The sequence below is a fragment of the Ancylomarina euxina genome (genome assembly GCF_003863355.1).
GTDB classification, from domain to species: Bacteria; Bacteroidota; Bacteroidia; order Bacteroidales; family Marinifilaceae; genus Ancylomarina; species Ancylomarina euxinus.
On record NZ_QQWG01000023.1, the window covers coordinates 1 to 19,649 of the forward strand.

Here is a 19,649-nt window from a genome sequence, read left to right on the forward strand (position 1 = left end):
GGTACAATACATGTAGAAGGCATTCTTCTTTAAATTATCTTTCGCCTTTAGAATACGGAAGGCTATTAAATAATCAAAAGAGAGCGGCATGACTTAACTTATTGTCCACATTTTTGTTGCAAGTCCATAGTTTGAAAAAAATAAGGTGTATTTCAAAATATGAAATACACCTTATTACTAATCGTAAATTGTTAATTACTTATCGTTCTCGTCGCTAAGTAGCATCAGGTAATGTGCTGCTGACCATGAGAAATGATTTGCATTTAAACCTTTTCCGCTGATAGGATGGTAGTTCTCTCTAATGGGTGCGTCACCAAGAAGACCTTCTGCATTTTGTAAAAGTTTTTGACTTAATAAATCAGCTTCTTTATTGTAGCCATATTCTTCCAGTGCTTTTATGCCAAAATAAGCCTGATCCAACCAAACTGGACCTCTCCAGTATCCCTTAAGGGGATTGAATTTTTCATGACTGGCAACTAGAGTAGGAAAGGGAACTTTAGTAGCAAACTTGGTTGAATCCATTAGGATAGCAGTTACTCTTTTGGCTTGTTCTTTAGTAGCAATGCCAGTGTAAAGAGGAATCCAGCCTTCAGGACCTTGTTGAACCGTTAATAGCTTACCTGTTACAATTTCTCTATCGTAGAAAAAGCCTGTTGCCTCGTCCCAAAAATCAGCCGCAATTCTTTTCTTTAATGATGAGGCTTCAAGCTTGTAGCTTTTTGCTTCCTCAGTACGATCAATCAGTTCTGCCAATTCGGCTAAATCTTCTTTCTCTGCTTGCAGGTAAGCATTCAGGTCTACCGATTCCTGATTCATCGACCAGCCATTTTCATTATTCTTAAGCATTTTTGTATCATCAAAACGAACGGCATTGTCCATTCCTGATTCCCATTTGGCAGCGATAAGTGTGCCATCGGTTGAGCCATATTCGCATAAGCCATTCTTATCGTTATCACGGTACTGGTACCACCACTCATGATACTTCACCAATTTCGGATACAGTTCCTTCACAAATTCAAGGTCAGAAGTCGCTTTGTAGATTTCCAGAACCGCCCAGCTGGCCAATGGTGCTTTGGTATCGCGCCAGTTGTTTTCCTTAGGATCGAAATACACACAATCGGCGACCATACCCATCTCGTCTTGGTACTGGAACATGGAGTGCAGGTTGCTCTTTGCCAACTCAGGATTGAAACGCACAAGGGCAACGGCCTGTTTCCATGAGTCCCATGACCAGAAACCATAGAATCCCTGGTAAGCTGCCGATGGAAAAACACCTGAATGCTGCAAATCGCCTGCCGCCGATCGCCAGTTAGTCTGTAGGGTTTGCACACACTTTACTGCAAGTTTGCGATTATCATCCTTGTTTAGTAATGGATTCTTGCTGTCTAAAGCTTTATTTAAATATGCATTCCATCTGCTTTTATTATCGGCAAACAACTGATCTGAATTGTCAAGCCAGTTGGCGTACTGATTGTCCTCTTTAGTGGCTTCCTCCTGATTGAAATAGTAGGAGTGAAGCAAGTTTACGCTTAAGGTTTCACCAGCAGCAATCTCTCGCTTATCCGTTAATATCATCTGGTACGAATGCTTATTAGGCGATATTTGAATGGACTTGTTAGAATCGTTATGCATCAGGAAAAATTCATCTCCCTCTTCAAAATCGATTTGCAGGCCCTTTTCCGATTTGCAAAGTGTGATGCCCTTTGGGAATATCTCACCTTTCCAACCTACATAGAGACTTTGATTCTTGTCGCTTTTGTTTGTTATATCGGTTTGAATAAGTGCCGACCTGTCGCTCACAAAAATAAGGCTAAGCTTAATACTTAACTGCTCAAGGTCTAAAGTTTGCTCCAGTTTCCCTGGCTTGTAAGTGAGTTCAGCCTTAGCTTTACTCAAATCGATGGCTGTCATGCTGCTTGCATCGGTGAGCTCCAGTTGGCACAGGTTTTTACTCACCCATTGTCCCCACATTTTCATGCATAGTGGGCCTGAGAATCCACCGTAATAGCTTGTACTATCCATATCAGGAAGCGCGTAGCCATGCCAGGCGCCCATATCGGAAAATCCGAAAGGTTCCAGTTCGTATTGTGCCTGCGGAATGCCCTGAATGTTGAGCACATTGGCCATTTCCTCCTGCAGATCTGTTGTTTTATCTGCCTTCGGTTGGCAGCCAGTCCAAACCAGGAGGGCTAAGAGAAGTAGGGTGATGTTTTTATGTGTCATATTGGTTATCATTTTTCAGTTTTCTGTTGTCGGTTGTGAAACCTGACAACAGAAAACTGATAACATTTTAGTTTTTATTTAATTCGCAATTTACTCAATTCATTCAAGTCCTTCTCACCATTTATCGGGCGAAGGATGAACTCGTAGCTGTAATCCTGTGCAGGTATTGAATACTCCGAGTGAACAGGTGCTCCCCATGAGTTATCGCCACCAACACCCATCTGCTTGTAATCAATCTGCCAGCTGATGACCTCACCAGTCTTAATTTCAGCCCCGTGTTTCTGAGGATTTCCTTTGCCTGAGTGATAAAGCTCTTTATAGTCGAAAGGTAATGCTGATCCTGCTAATTCAGATTGAGCCAGTACCATTAAGCCCACAGACTGTTCATTGGTAAGAGCCATCCATCTCAGGTCGGTTTTGTTACCTGTTTCCTGTGGACGCACATAAGGGTGATATTGCTCGGCAACGCTACTTTTATAATGTCCTACCGGATAGCCCGTTTTTCTATCGCTCATGCTCTCCTGAGGGCCACGACCAAACCATTCAATCTGGTTGAACGCCTTAGGCAACTGCATCTGCATGCCAAGACGTGGTAACATTGGAATATCATTTGCTTCAGGAAGGTATGTGTTTTTCACTTTAATATCACCATTCCCATAAATCAGGTAGCGCGTCTGATATTTACTTGATACGGTTGGGAGATCAAATGAAACAGTCACTTCCACCAGTTGATTACTCAGCTTTTTACTCTCGAATGAAAGTAACTGAGCTTTTTCGCCAGCCTCTTTCCATGCCTGACACTTTGCCGGCGTACCATTACCCAAATCGTTATCGGTAACCGCTCGCCAAAAGAAGGGTTTCAAATCCTGAGCTATCAGTTCCTTGCCATAGATTTGGTAAGAACTTAAACTTCCGGTTTGTTTTGAGAATTGAATCTGAATATCACCGGCAATCAGGCTTAATACTTCTTTGTTATCTTTAAGCTTTACTTTCCTTGTTGTGTTGGCTGCTTTCGCAGATATCGCTTTAGATACAGGCAATTGGAACTGTTCCCAGGCAACCAGATGTCCTTGAGGAACAAGAGGCTTCTCTTTTTTGCTATGTGCCTTAAGTTCCAGGAAGTATTCTTTCCCGGCTTCAGGATTTATAGCTGGATAAGGAATTGTAATTGTTTTATCCTGATGTGCCTTTAAGGTAATGCCATTCAGTTTTCCTGATGCAATTTCGATAGCATCTTCTTTTAATATCCAGCTAAAGTCAAAAGCAGTCAGGTCGATAAAATCATGACGATTGATGATCTTAAATTGATGTGATGCGTGATCGATTTTCTCGAATGCAATAGGCTGGTAAACCTTTTTCACTTCCCAAATATGTGGATGGATTTTTCTATCACCAGTTATTAAGCCATTGGCGCAAAAGTTGGAATCGTTCTGAATTTTATAGATTCCCATATCGCCACCGTAGGCAAAAATCGTATCGCCTTTTTCGGTTTCTTTTCTAAAGGTTTGGTCTACCCAATCCCAAATGAAACCGCCTTGCAGCTGTCTTTGTTTGTGAATCAAATCCCAGTAATCTTTCAGGTTACCAACGCTATTTCCCATGGCATGGGCATACTCACACTGTATCAGTGGACGAGTTTGAACTTTTTCTGCATATTTCATCATCTCCCATATGCGATCGTACATAGGGCAGAAGATATCAGTGTTCGATTCAAGACCTGAATCTTCAGACTGAACAGGACGTGAGATGTCGTGCTTTTTTAACCAGTCGTAAGTGGCAAGGAAGTTCTGACCTCTTCCGGTTTCGTTACCCAAAGACCAGATGATAACAGACGCATGATTTTTACTGCGCTGAAACATCGATTGGGTTCTGTCAAGGAATGCCTTTTTCCAGTTGGGTTTATTGGCCAATGTTTTCTCTTTATTGTAAGGTTCGCAACCGTGAGCTTCGATATTGGCTTCGTCAACCAGATACATGCCATATTCATCACAGAGTTCATACCAGCGTTCGCGGTTAGGGTAGTGTGAATTTCTTACCGCATTAATATTGAATTGCTTCATCAACTCAATGTCTCTGATCATTGATTCTTCAGTAATCACACGACCGTTGTCAGCATCGTGCTCGTGACGGTTAACCCCTCTGATCACAATAGGCACTCCGTTGATTTGAAGCAAGCCATTCTTGATTTCGCTTGTGCGGAAACCAATTTTTCGTCGAATGATCTCAATGTCTTTTTTATTCGAAGCTTTTAGGCTAATCTGCAGCTCGTACAGTTCAGGTGTTTCGGCAGTCCATTTACGAACATTTGGAATTTCTCCTGTAAAACTCACTTGATTATCACCTTGTTTCAAGCTGGTCTTAATGTCCTGATTGATGAGGATTCTATCCCCATCTAAAACCTGAATATTTACTGTTTTGGTTTCAGCTTTTGAATTTTTTTTATTAAGCTCAACTTCAAGTTTGAATTCACCATGTGTATAGGTCTCGTCCAAGTCGGCATGAGCAAAGAAGTCACGGATATGCGTTTTGGGGCGGGCATACAGATAGACATCTCTCTCGAAACCACTCACTTTCCAATAGTCCTGATCTTCGAGGTAAGAGCCATCGCTAAAGCGATAAATTTCTACTGCTAGCTGATTCACACCTGTTTCTACATAGTCGGTAAGATTAAACTCAGCAGGCGTTTTACTACCCTGACTATAGCCAACTTTTTTGCCATTCACCCACAAATACATGGCTGAACGCACCCCGCCAAACTGGATGTATATTTCTTCACCATTCCAGTTCTCAGGAATATTAAAGTCCCTTTTATAGGAGCCTACCGGATTGTAATCGTGAGGAATAAAGGGTTCGTTATTTGGGAAAGGGTAGGAGACATCGGTATAAATAGGTACCCCGTAGCCTTGCAATTCCCAATGACCGGGAACCTTTATGTCTTTCCAGGCTGAAATGTCGTAGTTCGTTTTATAAAAATCCATAGGGCGGTCAGCTGGTTTGCGAACCCAGTTGAATTTCCATGTCCCGTTCAGATTGATGTAGTATTCTGAATTCTCTTTCGAGTTTTTAAGGGCATTGTTTAAGTTGCGATAGGCAAAATAGGATGCTCTCGGTTTTTCTTTGTTAATGCCAATGACTTGAGGGTTTTCCCAATCGTTGGTACTTGCTTTCTCTTGAGCAAAAATGCCCTGGTAGAAGAGTATAAGCAATAGTGTTAAAGTTGTTCTCATTAAAATGGATTTACGATTAACAATTAGTGATTATTAATTGATACAAATCATGAATTATTAATCACTAATTGTAAATGACTAATTGATTAGCTTCCTTGTTTATTATTGGTGTATTTGGTAATTAAGATGTTCCTAATTTGAGTAAATAAATCGACCACGCCCTGCATGTTTTCATTGCTTTTCTGAGTCAGGAATGCCTTAGCTTTTTTAGGATTCTTTTTATAAAGTTCGCTTGCTTTTTTGTCGTTAGCAGGTAGATTGTCGAATAAGCTTTGCTGAAAAGGATCACGATAGAGCTGCATATCCTTAACAGCATCCTGCCAGCGCAAATACATCAGGTTATCTACAAAATCGATGGTCCAGCGTGCCGAAGCAGGGTTGAACTGATTGGGATCGTAGTTTTTATAGGATCCGTGAATCTCCTGTGTGCCGGCATAAATAGGCACATAGGGAGAGGTGAACTGATTATCCTGGAATACCCAGTAAACCCCGCCAATAGCATCAGGTAACCACGATCGCAACTGACAAATCATACCATAGTTACCTTTGGATACATTTCTGCGATTGGTAATGTCCAGCAATTCGCGCATGGCTGTTGTTGGGAAAGGCGTCGTTAAGGGACTCTTTTCTAGTTTTCCATCTTTAGTTGGTACGTACCAATCAGGATCTGAAGTTTTATCGTAAATGGTTCCTTCGAAAGTCGATCGCTGAAAAGCCATGATATCCTGTACGGAGATTTTCTTCTCAGGCTTAACTGAGAAAGGGTAACTCGAAACATCCTCTACATATTGATGGTAGGCATCCTGCCCTTTGTATGGGTTGTTCAGACTACGATCGGGCCAATCCTTTAAATTGGGCGCAAAACTGCTGTAGAATAACCAAAAACGACCGCTGGCCCATTCGCGAAAGCAAGGACTGTAAGCCTCCTGCCAGATGAAAGGTTTGCCTGAGTCTTCTTTATACCAGCCATGATCAATGGCCACTTGTTTGTAATTATCCGATGCCATAAACCATTCCGGTTTCGTAAGATTAATTTCTTTGATGATGCTCCAGTTAGGCACAATGGCGATGTGATCGTCGGGCACACGTTGTGCAGCCCAAATAGCACCCGATTTTCCTGACTCAGGTGTCCAGTCTTTACCAACAGCCACAATTTCAAGTACCCAAACTTCATTGGGGTCGGCTATACAAAGCGCTTCTGATTCTGGACCACAAGAAGGCAGAAAACCGTATTGGTCCATCAGTGATGTGATCAGCTTGATGGCCTCACGGGCTGTCTTGCAACGCTGCAGGGCAAAAATCATGGCTTGTTCCACGGTCATAATTTGTTTGCCACTTTCCCTGTCAACCTGCAATTCTGGTTTTTGACTCATGGTACTCTCTGCAATAGCCAGTTGGTACTCATTCATATGAGAATAGGCTGAGTGAAAGTAAGTAAAGGTTTGCTCCACTTGAGGAATTTGACCTATAATCTCACCATAATTATCCAATGCGCCATTTATCTCCTGCAAGCCATAATAAACAGGTGTCATGCTTCCCGCTGGGAATTTTTGCCCATGTACGATACGAATACGGGTATCGTTTCCCCCATAAGTGTGGGAGGTGATTACTGAACCGTCTACTGTTGCTTTTTTACCCGCTACAATGTCTGTACAGGCTGTGGCTTGTTGCCATATAAGCAAAAATGTTAGTAAAGGGATGATTAGTAGTTTTTTCATGGTTTTTATTTTTATAGAGACGCACGGCCGTGCGTCTTTACGTCTTTACGTTTGTGCGTCTATACGGATGTATATGTTTTAATATAGGATCACAGGGATATTATTTGTTTATTTTTAATTCAAGCCATTTTTCCAATGTCCCTATTATTTCTGCTTGCATCTCGGACGGGAAACTTTTGATTCGAGTTCCATGAGCACCAGCAGGATTAATGAACTTCTGGCACTTATTATTTTCCTTTAGTTCCACCTGAGTGGCTGACCAAGTGTCATATTCACCATAGATAAATAACATTTTTTCGGCATCCATCTGTAGCCATTGGTTTACAGCTAGCATCGATTCCGGATTGAAAGTTCCATCAACACCTTTGGGTAATGTGAAATCGAAAGTTAGATCTTTTTCGTAACTGATGTATTTACTAAAAGGTGAAACTTCATAACTGTACATCCCAATTTCAGTTAATGCCTGATAGAAGAAAGGTTGTTGAGTTATGATATCTTTGGCTTCGAAGAAAGAGAATGGTGACGTTTTAGTTAGATGTTTGAATAAGTCTTCGGCATTGGCATCAGCGTTTGGAATATCATTTAGGCTAGTATTACCCCATTGCCAGAAAGCAAAGGAATATTCTAAAATATTCAAATCTAAAGCGCCTTCTAATCCCATAGAAAACTCCCATTTCTTTTTTGTTGCTAGTTCTTCAAGAAGTTCCAGTAGTTTGTCTTTATTTTCGAAACAAGCTATCTGAAAATCTTTAACCTTTTTCCTGGCATCTTTGCTTCCTACTGTTGCCAGATGTTGATGAATTCTCTTATCCTCGCGGCTTAGGTTCATTGGAGCTACATAAGGCACACTCACATCGACATCGTTGGGGTAGAAGAAACGGTGGTAAATGGTTGTTTGCCCCCCTTTACTGATACCTGTTGAGATCCATTTGTTCTTATAGATCTTTCTCAAAGCCTGAATAACGGCATGTTGATCGGCGGCAGCTTGTTTAATGGTCAGCTTGTCCCAATGAAGACTATCTGGTCTCGATTGCTTAAAATAGCGATGTTCAATGGTCAATTGATTGGCATCGATTAATTTGCTGAGTTCTCCAGCTTTTGGAGTCCATATATTATAGCCTTGAATTTCCACAACCATAGGTTTCGAAAGATTGTGGTGTCCCAAAAGTACTCTTTGCTTAAAAGTACCGAGTTTCGGATTTTCGTGATCGATAGGCTGTGTGAACCACATTTCGTAGTATTCTGTGAAGGTGGTATCTCCCACAATCTTTTCGACACTAACATTGGGTAGTTCTTTAAGTTGAGTGATTAGATCTTTAGTTTGGGTCTGGCAGGCTGCCGATATCCAAATAAAAGCGATGATTAGTAAATAGTTGATTTTTTTGATTTGCATCTTATTATAATTTGGTGTTTGAGTTTTCATTGTAAAAAGAAAACCTGATAGCTAAAGTCTAAGGCTTATTGCAAATAAGGTGAATCTTATATAATTCTTTCGACTCAGCTTACAGGTTTTCTATCTTCATGGTTGTTGTTGTTGTTGTTGTTGTTGTTGTTGTTGTTGTTGTTGTTGTTGTTGTTGTATTTTATCTAAAAATAAACCCATCCCTGAGGGGATCATTCGGGGCAAAATAAAATTCGTTTTGTCCTGTAATCGACGCAGTGCCACTCACCTCAGGAATTATAGATTGGTGATTGCCATATTCACAAGGCTCGACAACTTTTACAGTCATCGTGCTACCCAAAATACTTTCAATCGTGATTTCTTCATTCATTTTCAATTCACCTTTGGCGTAGTGGATGGCTGCTCTGGCACTCACACCCGATCCTGTTGGAGAACGATCGACTTCTCCTTCGGCAAAAATGCAGACATTGCGAGAGTGATGCTTTGGATCTTTGGCTTTTCCTATGAAGATTGTTCCATATAAAAAGCTTAAATCTTCTTCGAAAGGATGTTTCACCTCGAATTGATCCATAACTGCATATTTTATTTTACGACCATAGTCAATCAACTTATTATAGTCTGACTCATCCAGATTTAAACCAAAATCTTCAGCTTGTACGTAAGCATAAAAGGCACCACCATATGCCAGATCGAATTGAACTTTGCCCAATTCAGGCACGTCAATCACTTGATTTTTTAGAGACATAAATGAAGGGACATTCTTAAAAGCCACACGCTCAACTTTCCCATTGTTCCTGAATGCCTGACAGGTAATTTGTCCCGGAGGGGCATCAATGCGGATGATAGGATTGGCTTCGTTACGAACAATCATCCCCGTATCCAATACCAAAGTAATCAGTGCAATCATAGCATGTCCGCACATGGTGCTGTAGCCCTCGTTGTGCAAAAAGAAGGTCCCAAAATCCCCATCTTCGGTTGTGGCCTCGGTAATTATGGCGCCATACATATCGGCATGTCCACGAGGCTCCCACATGGTTCTGGTACGGATGTAGTCGTAATTATCTCGAAAATAACGGCGTTTCTCCAGTATTGTATTGCCTTTAATCTCGGGTAAACCGTGAGTGAATACACGTAGAGGTTCGCCTCCGGTATGTAAATCGATGGTTTTTATTTTTAACCAGTCTTGTGGGGCTTCCCATTTCCAATTGTCAAGTATGTTCATCGCTTAAGGGTAAAGTAAAAAGGTTAAAGGCTTAAAAAGGATAAAGTGAGAAAAGGTGATAACATCTATATCTTTATTTTGGTTCCGATATTTAATTCCAGTGCGCGGGTATACATTTTTTGCGCCATTACGACATCAAGCAGGGCCATGCCAACTGATTTAAACAGACTGGTGCTTTCATTTGTGGGTTTACCTAGAGTCACAAGTTTACTGATAGGTGTGACTTGAGAGTCATCAATTAAAGTCTCTTTTAGAGCCGTGGCTACATCTCCCGTTTCTTCTTTGGCAAAAGGTGTATCCACATACAATTTATTCAGAAGAGGGTAGAGTTGTGCAGGAAATTCATGCATATCGGGTTTATAGGAACCTATACCAATAAAATGTTTGCCTTTCAATAGCTCTGCATCATCAGGGATAACAGCTTGTTTCGAGGTTGTTGCTGTAATTATAATTTGACTCTTTTCTACCAGTTCCCGATTGTTAATGCAAGCTTTTATATTCACATCAAGTAATTTTTTCTGAAGCTTTGAGATGAATTCATTGGCTTTTGATTGCTGCATATCGAATACATAAAGCTTTTTTATAGGGCGAACTCTGCAGGCAAATAAGGCCTGAGTAAAGCCTTGAACTCCGGTTCCAATGATTCCTGCTGAGTCAGCATTTTCAGGCGTGGTGTATTTGATTCCAATTCCACCTACTGCTCCTGTACGGAAAGCGGTTAGTGCCGCACCGTTCATTAGAGATAATGCTTCGCCACTTTTACCATCGTTCAGAATCATACTACCATAAATAGAAGGTAAGTTCTTTTTTGGATTTTCCGGGTTAACACTGACGAGTTTGGTTCCAAAAAACTGATCGGTAAAGCAGGGCATCAAAAGAAGGGTGTTGTCTCCATGATGTGCATGCATACGATCGGGCATATGAAAATCCCCTGCTTCAAAAAGCTGAAAAGCTTCTTCCATAGCAGTAAGCGCCTCCTCAAAGGAGAGTACTGACCAGATTTCTTTTTGATTTAGTATGAGCATAGCTTCAAGTGAAAAGTATGACTTTGTTAATATTGTATGAAAATGGCTTAGATCACCATTTATTCTATATATTATTCATTGGTGTTAATTACTCGTTTTATTCCATCTTTCAATAATTTTGAATTGAAATTTATCAGAAGTCCTAAGTGATTTTCAGATAGTTTTAAATAAGTAATCATTTGTGCCAAATGCAGTTCATTTAATTTAGTGACTGATTTTAGTTCTATAATTATTTCGTCTTCAACTAAAATGTCAATTCTATAACCAGCATCCAGTTTAATTCCCTTGTAGTTAACAGGTAGCATAACTTGTCTTTGTGCCTCAAGACCTTTTTTTTCTAATTCATAACATAAACATTCTTCATATGTGCTTTCTAATAACCCGGGTCCTAAAGTTTTGTGAACCTCAAAGGCACAATCAAGGATTTGTTTGAAAATCATTTCTGAATTCATAGTACATGTATTAAGTTAATAGAAAGCTTAAGTTATGTATAAATTATTAATAACGTTAGACTGAAGCTTTACCACCAAGAGCACAAGGAACACAAAGTTGATTTACATCTTGTTTTTTCTTAGTGTACTTAGCGATCTTTGTGATTAAATATTTCTTTTTGATTTTTTACCACAAAGTTCACTACGAACACAAAGTTGATTTTCATCTTGCTTTCTCTTAGCGTACTTTGTGTCCTTAGTGGTTGATATTTTGGTTGTATTCTTTGTGGTTTATAAAGACTATTAACGCTGAGCTTCGACGTCGGCTATTGTTTTAGGAATTGGTTTTCCCAGTAAACGAGCGCCATCCTTAGTAATTAAGAAGTCTTCTTCGTTACGGCAACCTCCAAAGTCTTTGTATTGTTCAACTTTATCGTAGTTGATAAATTCAGAGAAGCGGTTTTCAGCTTTCCACATATCTATCAGCTCAGGTATAAAATAGATACCAGGCTCAATGGTAAGAACAAAATTTTCTTCCAACTCACGTCCTAAACGCAAAGATTTAAGTCCGAATTGGGTGCTTTTAGGTTCTCCGTTATAACCAACATAAACCTCACCAAGGTTTTCCATATCATGAACATCCATACCCATCATATGACCTAAACCGCACTGGAAAAATAGAGCATGAGCACCTTGTTGTACCGCTGCGTCCAAATCACCTTTCATAAAGCCCATATCCTTCATGCCTTCAGCAATAGTACGCCCGGCTTTTAAATGAATATCCTTAAATTTAACTCCTGGAGCAAGCATATCGATAGCTGCCTCATGAGCATTAAGTGCGATCTGGTAAATTTCCTTTTGGCGAGTGGTAAATGTTTTATCTACAGGGAAAGTACTCGACATATCGCCTGCATAATGCATGCTGTTTTCAGCACCACAATCTAACAGAAATAAATCTCCACTTTTTAGGGTGTTGCCGTGATAATGGTTGTGCAGGGTTTGACCATTGATGGTCGCAATAACAGGAAAGGAAAGCTGACCTCCAGCGGCAATTGCAACTTGCTGAACTGCTGCAGCAATCTCTGATTCCTTCATCCCGGGCCGAGCCATTCTCATTGCTGCCAAATGCATATCGGCGGTAATATTAACGGCGTCATCGAGTAAAACAATCTCTTCCTGGCTCTTATAATTTCTTTGATTAACTACAGCCTTAACAAAGTCGATAGATTGCCCGGCATTGGCTTTTGAAGGGATTATATCTAAGAGTTCAAATAGTTTCACTTGGTGCTCAGGACGATAAGGAGGCAAGTAATGGATTTTTCTTCCTTTGCTAATTACAGACTCAAGATATGTTTTTAGCTGAGCTGCAGGTGCTGTTTCATTAATGCCTACATGTTCAGATTTTTCCTTAATAGTGGGTTGGCTTCCCATCCAAACGATATGATCGATTGTGAGTTCATCACCAAAAATAATCTCGCGATTTTCATCGATATCTATAATGGCATTTAAGCCTGCATAATCAGATCCGAAAAAATATAGGAAGGTACTATCCTGACGGAAATGGTAGGTGTTATCGGCATAATTCATACCTGATTCATCATTCCCCAGAAATAGAAGAATGCCAGATTTAACATCAGATTTTAGCTTATTGCGCCTGTTGATATAAGTTTCTTTTGAAAACATAGGATAGGATTTTGGGTTTGTTTAGTTCTGTTTTATAGCTTCTTAAGATAAGAATGATTGAGCTTATTCTTGTTCATGTTTCTCAATTTATAGAATATAGTAATCCCATGTAAAGATTATAATCTATTAATTTTGGATGAACGAAATAAGTTAAGGGGATGGGGGGAGATGCTAACAAATCCAGCATTCGTACAGACCTTTGTACGAACAATTGTAAAGAAGTATGAATTCGTTAAAGCAAATCATTCAATTGGCTGTTAATTGAGAAGTAAATTTAGAAAAAAAATCCAGTTTATAGGGTTTATATCCTTTAAAATGAGTTTAAACTGCTCGTCTTTTACAGTTATTTTTAATCAGTCAGTTATAAGAATTGGAGAATTAAAGGAACAATAACAGGAACTAGAATTGTTAATACGATACCACTAAAAACAGCGATAATTGCATACTCTTTACCAGAGTATTGTACAATGATTGGCATGGTGGTATCCATAGCTGTTGCACCACCCGATGCTATACCTGCTAGTTTACCAAAATATTTTACAAATAGGGGTGTAGCCAAAAGGGTAAGTACTTCTCTAATAATATTTGATAAGAGAGCGATGACTCCTAAGGTCTCAGAGTGAAACTCTGTAATAATAACAGAGGAAAGACTATAATACCCAAAACCAGCACCTACGGCCATAGCTTCTCCAATGTTGATGCTTGATAATAATACGGATACGGCAGATACACCAATTAATGAACCCACAATCACAGAAAGGGGGACGAGCACGATTTTGATATTAACTTCTCGAATCACTTTCCACGAGTCACGATCGGTACCTATACCTATGCCTACCAAAAACATGAGCAGGTAAAGTGCATATATGCTGAAATCTCCTTCTAAAAGGGAAGTCGGTAAAAAGCGAGTTAGTCCGAGGATTAAACCTAAAACAAAAAAACTGAGAATGATTAAACTGCCTTTCATATTATAATGAGGTATGAGATTGTAGAATTGAGGTTTGAGAAAATAGAAAAAAAACTATTTCTGTTGAAAGAAAAATTTGTAGGTCGCCCACGCACAAAGAAGGGAACCCAACACTGCGCCTATAGTCAGTATTAATGCTTGCAAACCTATAGTGTGTAAGTTGTTGATTATTCTATCATTGGTGCCGACGCCTATCCCCAAAAGAAACAACAAAAGGAAGATTGAGAATGAGGTTAGAATTCCCACTACTTTTATGATTTTTGGTCGATTCCCAATAAATAGGCCAATACCCATTCCTAAAATCATAATGGCTAATACAATGATGATATCCTGTAGCATAGGTGAGTTTGTGTTTGTAATTTATCTTGAAATAATAATTCTACTGACAAAGTAAATAAATAAAGAGCCAGATAGGGATTAGGAAGTGAAATATTTGTTTGAAATATATTGAGCGAAGTTAATTAAAACTCCGCTCAATAATCTAACTACTCACTTATGAAAAAATGTAATTTTCTAATCAATTGCATTATTTGAGTTAGTCTCACTTTCTGGAATTGGAAAGAAATGTGTTGCATCGCTAACACCTGTTCTTCCATGATCAGCCATAGTTGCGTTTAGTTTTCCCCAACGCCTTAAGTCATGAAAACGTGAACCTTCCATCGCTAATTCACAAACTCTTTCGTGCTCAATCTGATTGCTTACTTCCGTTTTTGAAGAGCCTGTCATTGCTGGCATTCCTGCTCTTGTTCTTACAGTATTAATATGAGTAATAGCGCTTGCTGTTTCATCTAACTCGTTAAGTGTTTCAGCATACATCAACAATACATCTGCATATCGAAGTAGAGGTATATTGTTCCCGATACTATTCATGCTTAATTCTTCTGAACTCTCAGGGAGATATTTTCTAAAGCCAGTTTTGTTGCGAGGAGCACCAGCCCAATCCCACCATGAATTGAAAGTATAACCGTAAACACGAGGATTTGCATCATCGTTGAAATATTCATCTTCAAAGAATAAGGTTTCATATAAACGGTGATCGAATCGACCATCAATAGCTGCTTTACCTTCTTTCTTAAATTCTTGAAGAAGATAATCACTACCAGCGATTTCATCCCATCCTCCTAAACCTGCAGGTTTTAACCATCGATGGTAAGGAAACTTAAACCAAGCTCCATTATCAGTGTTTGTCGATAATTGTAGTTCAAATAAGACTTCATCAGAATTTTGATTGGTACCATTAAACATTGAGATGAATGAAGATTCTAAACTATAATTACCGCTAGCTACAACTGAAGCAAAGGCTGTTTTTGCTGCGGTATAATATGGTTTAGCATCTGCCGTTGTTTCACTTGCGCAGAAAAGATTTGCTTTACCTAAATAGGCTAAGGCTGTATATTTAGTTGCACGGCCAATATTTTCAACCGTGTTGCTCTCAGGTAATTTTGATGCTGCAGCTTCAAAATCAGCAATGATGAAATCCCAGCATTCAGATCTTTCGCTTACAGCTTTATCTATACTAGATAAGCCTTTAGGATAGGCATCACGCAGAATGATTTTTTCCCAGTTCAAAAGTAGCTTAAGATGATAATAAGCTCTTAAAAATTTAGCTTCTGCTACAATTTTGTCTTTTGCATCCGTACTGATTTGTTCCTCAGTCATAGCTCCAACTTTTTCAATAACCTGATTGGCATAGTTGATGCCTCTGTAATGAATATTCCAATACTGAGAGGTTTGAGTATTTCCAGCTGTTGAATTAAAATTAAAGATAGAGAACCAGTCTTCGTAATTCAAAGCATCATTACCAAGTTTCACTAAGTCTGAAGGAAATAATTCTACAGTAAATTTAATTTCAGCAAAACTCCAATACTCAATTGCACATTCAAGTTGTGAGTATGCTGCAGCAAGTCCAGCTTGCGCATCACTTTCGTTTCTCCAAAAACTTTCTCCAGTCAATTGATCTGGAGATTTTACCTCTAGATGATCTTCATTGCAGGCAGAGAAGCTCAGTCCAATGCAAATGAAGAATAAATATATATATCTGTTCATTTTGTTTATGTGTTTATTTAGAATGATAATTGTACGCCTGCGAAGAATGATTTATTGATAGGGTATAAACTTCTATCAATACCTGTATTAAGAACATTGCTACGTCCAACTTCAGGATCAATACCTGAATAATCAGTTATTGTAAAAACATTTTGAGCATTGAAATATACTCTACACTTGCTAACACCCATACGCTTAATCATAGATTTCGGTAAGGTGTATCCCAATTCGATATTCTTTAAACGAAGGAATGATCCATCTTCAAGATAACGGTCAGATTCACGTGTGTTTGTGTTGGCATCTCCAAGTACAGCTCTTGGAGTATTAGTATTTTTGTTAGTTTCTGTCCAAGCATTAAGTGAAGAAGCTAAGAAATTCTGACCAGCAGACATGTTCTCTAAATAGTAGCGGTTACCATTGTATAGCTCGTTACCTTCAACGCCATAGAACATCATTGAGAAATCGAAACCTTTGTATGAGGCATTAAAGTTAATTGAGTAAGTGAAATCAGGAATACCAGAGCCAGAATAAACCTTATCTTTTTCATTCAATTCACCATCACCATTAGTATCTTTAAAACGGATATCACCGGGTTTAGCACTGGCTTGAAGTAAATCACCATCTTTATTACTATGTGCATTTACTTCATCCATTGATTGAAATAAACCATCAGTTTGATATAAGAAGAAAGCACCAATTTCGTAACCAGCTTTAGTTTGAGTTGGGAAGTGAGAGTCACCATACTTTAAACCTTCACCAAATAAAGCCTGATCTTTACTAGCTAAAGAAACGACTTCGTTTTTAGTTGTAGTAAACGTTGTGTTGATACTGTATTTGAAATCGCCATCTTGTTTATAGTATCCTAACTCGAATTCAAATCCCTTATTATTAATTTCGCCAACATTTAATACAGGACTATCAAGCCCAGCAGAACCTGGTAGTTGTCTGTAAATTAACATGTCTTCAGTAGTAGTGTTATAGAAGTTAATTGTACCATTAAACTTGTTTCCCAGCAGAGTGAAATCCAGTCCAAGATTTTTAGAAATTGTCGTTTCCCATTGGAGTTCTCTGTTTTCAAGTCCTGTTGCGATAGAACCTGTCCAAGGATTAGCACCAGAACCACGTACAGCACCTAATTCCGAATCATTACCAGTACGGATAAGTGCTTGGTGATCATAGAATCCTAAAGTTACCTCATTTCCTAATTTACCCCAACTAGCTCTTAGTTTTAAGTTGTCAATGAATTCATAGTCAGACATAAAGTCTTCCTGAGTAATTCTCCATCCAAGTGCAACCGAAGGGAATGTACCATAACGAGAGTCAGAACCAAATTTTGATGATCCATCACGACGTGCAGTAACTTGTAATAAGTATTTGCTATCGAAAGAATAGTTTACTCGACCCAGAATTGATGTGCGAGTGTATTCATTTCTACTTCCATAAGCAGCATAGGTACCTCCTTTACCAGCATCCAAAGTCATCCAACTTGGATCCAGAAAGCCAGCCATTTCGTCTTTGGTAATAATATCGTCACCTTCTGCTGAATAAACCGTATTTTTTCCAGTAACATTAGCTCCCATCCAATTGTTTGTTTCTTTAGAAGCTGTATAGCCAATAACTGATGATACAGAATGTTTCCCGAAGTCCTTTTGGAAGTTCAATAGATGCTCCATGATTTGAGAGCGGTAGTTGTTACGCTCTTCACCATAGTAGATGTAATCTTCACCATCTTTAGGACTTCTTTCAAATTTGGTATGATAGTTCCATTTGTTATTATTACTATTTATAAGTCCTAAATTGACTTGGTACGATAACCAATCTGTAAAATTTAATCTTCCAGTAATATTAGCTGAGAAGTATTGTAGATCAGTTTCTCCTTTAGTATTTAGATGATTGGCATATGGGTTAGCATTTGCAGGCATATCACCTGAAGTTAATTGAACATTCCCATTTTCATCGAAAGGAGAAATAAGTGGGGTAAGCTTATAGGTGTCAGATAAAGAGAATTTTGTCTCTTCTGAATTGGTTTCAGCGTAAGAAATATTTGCATCGACACTTAATCGACCCTTTGTCATTCCTAATTTGGCACGGAGTGTTTTCTTAAGATAATCACTTCCAATTAGAGTTCCTTCTTCATCGTTCCAACTACCCGAAACGCCATAGTAACCCAAATCATTACCACCATTAATACTAAGATTGTAATTTTGTTGGAGGGCAGCACGTGATACTTCTTCCTGCCAGTTAGTATTGGCAGTGATTGGCGCTGTTATATAATCAGGTAAAGCTTGTTTGTCTCCATCAGCAGCATACTGATTATAATTATCGTACATCATTTTATGCACTTTTATATAACCTTCTGAGTCTAATAAATTAAGTTGATCAATAGCTTTTGTTTGTCCAAGGTGCATATTGAAATCTACATTTACCTGACCTTTTTTCCCTTTTTTAGTTGTGATTAAAACCACACCATTGGCAGCACGAGATCCATAGATAGCAGCGGAAGCTCCATCTTTTAGTATTTCAAAAGACTCAATATCATCAGGGTTTAGAAGAGACATAGAACCAGGTAGTCCATCGATAATATAAAGCGGTTCGTTGTTGCCTACAGTTCCAATACCACGAATAGTAATGCTTGAACCTGAACCTGGTGCTCCACCAAACTTGGTGATGGTTACACCTGCAACTTTACCCTGTAAAGCATTAACAGCGTTTGAAGAGGGTGTTTTTTTAAGATCTTCACCTTTAACTGAAGAAACCGCACCTGTAATATCACTTTTTTTCTGAGTACCATACCCCACAACGACAACTTCGTCAAGACCTAGGTTTTCTGATTCAAGGATGATGTTTAAGGAGTTACCTTTAATAACAACTTCTTGTGTTGTCATACCTACGAAAGAGAAAACAAGTGTTTGACCTTCTTCAGCTTGGATAGTAAAATTACCATCAAAATCGGTACTTGTACCGTTAGATGTTCCCTTTACTACAACAGAAACTCCAGGAATAGAAAGCCCATCATCAGCAGATGTGACAACACCCTTTATCGTAATTTGGTTTTGCTCGATGTTGCCGAAGTTGGGTGTTTGTGATGCTTTCACCAGAACAGGTGAGAATAGAATTGCGACAATGCATAGTTTCATGAGCCATGAAACACAGCGTTTTTGCGCATAGTGGAATTGCGCAAAATAGTTTGCATTTTTTTTCATAAATTTAGGTTCGTTAAAGTTAATGCCAGCTGTCTTCTTTTTTGCGATGGAAACAACTGAGCGTTTTTAATGTTTGGCAGAGATCGTTGGTAGCTTTCTCTGTCTTTTTTTATGCAATAATATTTGATGTTTTGATGGGCATTCAATTCACCATCTTAATGATTGTATGACTTAATTGATTGGTGTTGCTATTCTGAATTTAGAATATTGAAGGATATCTCTTGTGTGGTGAATATATAGAGATACGAAAGCTCAGGCTCTAGTATATCCAGCATTCATACAATCCTTTGTATGATCTGTTGTGATGATGCTTGGATTTAGTTTGTTTAATCATAATTACCAAAACTAGACGTGTGAGTAGTAGCTATCTTTAATTTGTTTGATACAAATATATAAAAATACCTACCAGTTCCTACCAGTACGGTAAATAAAAATGATAATTTAGAATGGCTTTTATTGTCTTTTAGTCTGTAAGACTTGTTTTTATGCAGGTTTAGAGTCT

At 38.8% G+C, this 19,649-nt stretch carries 12 protein-coding genes; all 12 read right to left on the reverse strand.

From position 1 onward, the window contains the following. Positions 1–195: 195 nt before the first annotated feature. The 12 genes from DWB61_RS15930 to DWB61_RS15985 all read right to left on the reverse strand — a co-directional run bounded on the left by DWB61_RS15930 (position 196) and on the right by DWB61_RS15985 (position 19,147). Positions 196–2,223, reverse strand: coding sequence for an MGH1-like glycoside hydrolase domain-containing protein (locus DWB61_RS15930; protein WP_197091203.1), 2,028 nt, complete (start codon positions 2,221–2,223; stop codon positions 196–198). Between the two features lie 74 nt (positions 2,224–2,297). Further along, positions 2,298–5,450, reverse strand: a complete 3,153-nt coding sequence (lacZ, locus tag DWB61_RS15935) for a beta-galactosidase, LacZ type (RefSeq protein ID WP_125031918.1) — start codon at positions 5,448–5,450, stop codon at positions 2,298–2,300. 86 nt (positions 5,451–5,536) lie between these two features. Beyond that, on the reverse strand, positions 5,537–7,168 hold the full coding sequence (locus DWB61_RS15940; protein ID WP_125031920.1) for a dipeptidase: 1,632 nt from the start codon (positions 7,166–7,168) through the stop codon (positions 5,537–5,539). Between the two features lie 100 nt (positions 7,169–7,268). Further along, complete coding sequence (locus DWB61_RS15945; protein WP_158614448.1) at positions 7,269–8,561, reverse strand: S28 family serine protease; 1,293 nt, start codon at positions 8,559–8,561, stop codon at positions 7,269–7,271. Positions 8,562–8,751: 190 nt separating this feature from the next. Then, on the reverse strand, positions 8,752–9,792 hold the full coding sequence (locus DWB61_RS15950; RefSeq protein ID WP_125031922.1) for a proline racemase family protein: 1,041 nt from the start codon (positions 9,790–9,792) through the stop codon (positions 8,752–8,754). 65 nt (positions 9,793–9,857) lie between these two features. Then, positions 9,858–10,817: an ornithine cyclodeaminase family protein gene (locus tag DWB61_RS15955; protein ID WP_125031923.1), complete on the reverse strand. Its 960-nt coding sequence runs from the start codon at positions 10,815–10,817 to the stop codon at positions 9,858–9,860. A 71-nt stretch (positions 10,818–10,888) separates the two neighbouring features. Then, the gene (locus DWB61_RS15960) at positions 10,889–11,269 is read right to left on the reverse strand and encodes a GxxExxY protein (RefSeq protein WP_125031924.1); all 381 of its coding nucleotides are present in this window, start codon (positions 11,267–11,269) and stop codon (positions 10,889–10,891) included. Between the two features lie 282 nt (positions 11,270–11,551). Beyond that, complete coding sequence (locus DWB61_RS15965) at positions 11,552–12,931, reverse strand: aminopeptidase P family protein (protein ID WP_125031925.1); 1,380 nt, start codon at positions 12,929–12,931, stop codon at positions 11,552–11,554. A gap of 361 nt (positions 12,932–13,292) precedes the next feature. Next, positions 13,293–13,898, reverse strand: a complete 606-nt coding sequence (locus DWB61_RS15970) for a LysO family transporter (RefSeq protein ID WP_125031926.1) — start codon at positions 13,896–13,898, stop codon at positions 13,293–13,295. A 54-nt stretch (positions 13,899–13,952) separates the two neighbouring features. After that, positions 13,953–14,237: a LysO family transporter gene (locus DWB61_RS15975; RefSeq protein WP_197091204.1), complete on the reverse strand. Its 285-nt coding sequence runs from the start codon at positions 14,235–14,237 to the stop codon at positions 13,953–13,955. A gap of 174 nt (positions 14,238–14,411) precedes the next feature. Then, positions 14,412–15,944: a RagB/SusD family nutrient uptake outer membrane protein gene (locus DWB61_RS15980; protein WP_125031927.1), complete on the reverse strand. Its 1,533-nt coding sequence runs from the start codon at positions 15,942–15,944 to the stop codon at positions 14,412–14,414. Positions 15,945–15,961: 17 nt separating this feature from the next. Then, positions 15,962–19,147, reverse strand: coding sequence for a SusC/RagA family TonB-linked outer membrane protein (locus tag DWB61_RS15985; protein WP_125031928.1), 3,186 nt, complete (start codon positions 19,145–19,147; stop codon positions 15,962–15,964). Positions 19,148–19,649: the final 502 nt, after the last annotated feature.

What these genes read in the sequence shown, in the direction of transcription:
- DWB61_RS15930 (WP_197091203.1), bottom strand. Translation starts at nt 2,223, where the DNA reads ATGACACATAAAAACATCACCCTACTTCTCTTAGCCCTCCTGGTTTGG.
- lacZ (WP_125031918.1), bottom strand. Translation starts at nt 5,450, where the DNA reads ATGAGAACAACTTTAACACTATTGCTTATACTCTTCTACCAGGGCATT.
- DWB61_RS15940 (WP_125031920.1), bottom strand. Translation starts at nt 7,168, where the DNA reads ATGAAAAAACTACTAATCATCCCTTTACTAACATTTTTGCTTATATGG.
- DWB61_RS15945 (WP_158614448.1), bottom strand. Translation starts at nt 8,561, where the DNA reads ATGCAAATCAAAAAAATCAACTATTTACTAATCATCGCTTTTATTTGG.
- DWB61_RS15950 (WP_125031922.1), bottom strand. Translation starts at nt 9,792, where the DNA reads ATGAACATACTTGACAATTGGAAATGGGAAGCCCCACAAGACTGGTTA.
- DWB61_RS15955 (WP_125031923.1), bottom strand. Translation starts at nt 10,817, where the DNA reads ATGCTCATACTAAATCAAAAAGAAATCTGGTCAGTACTCTCCTTTGAG.
- DWB61_RS15960 (WP_125031924.1), bottom strand. Translation starts at nt 11,269, where the DNA reads ATGAATTCAGAAATGATTTTCAAACAAATCCTTGATTGTGCCTTTGAG.
- DWB61_RS15965 (WP_125031925.1), bottom strand. Translation starts at nt 12,931, where the DNA reads ATGTTTTCAAAAGAAACTTATATCAACAGGCGCAATAAGCTAAAATCT.
- DWB61_RS15970 (WP_125031926.1), bottom strand. Translation starts at nt 13,898, where the DNA reads ATGAAAGGCAGTTTAATCATTCTCAGTTTTTTTGTTTTAGGTTTAATC.
- DWB61_RS15975 (WP_197091204.1), bottom strand. Translation starts at nt 14,237, where the DNA reads ATGCTACAGGATATCATCATTGTATTAGCCATTATGATTTTAGGAATG.
- DWB61_RS15980 (WP_125031927.1), bottom strand. Translation starts at nt 15,944, where the DNA reads ATGAACAGATATATATATTTATTCTTCATTTGCATTGGACTGAGCTTC.
- DWB61_RS15985 (WP_125031928.1), bottom strand. Translation starts at nt 19,147, where the DNA reads ATGAAAAAAAATGCAAACTATTTTGCGCAATTCCACTATGCGCAAAAA.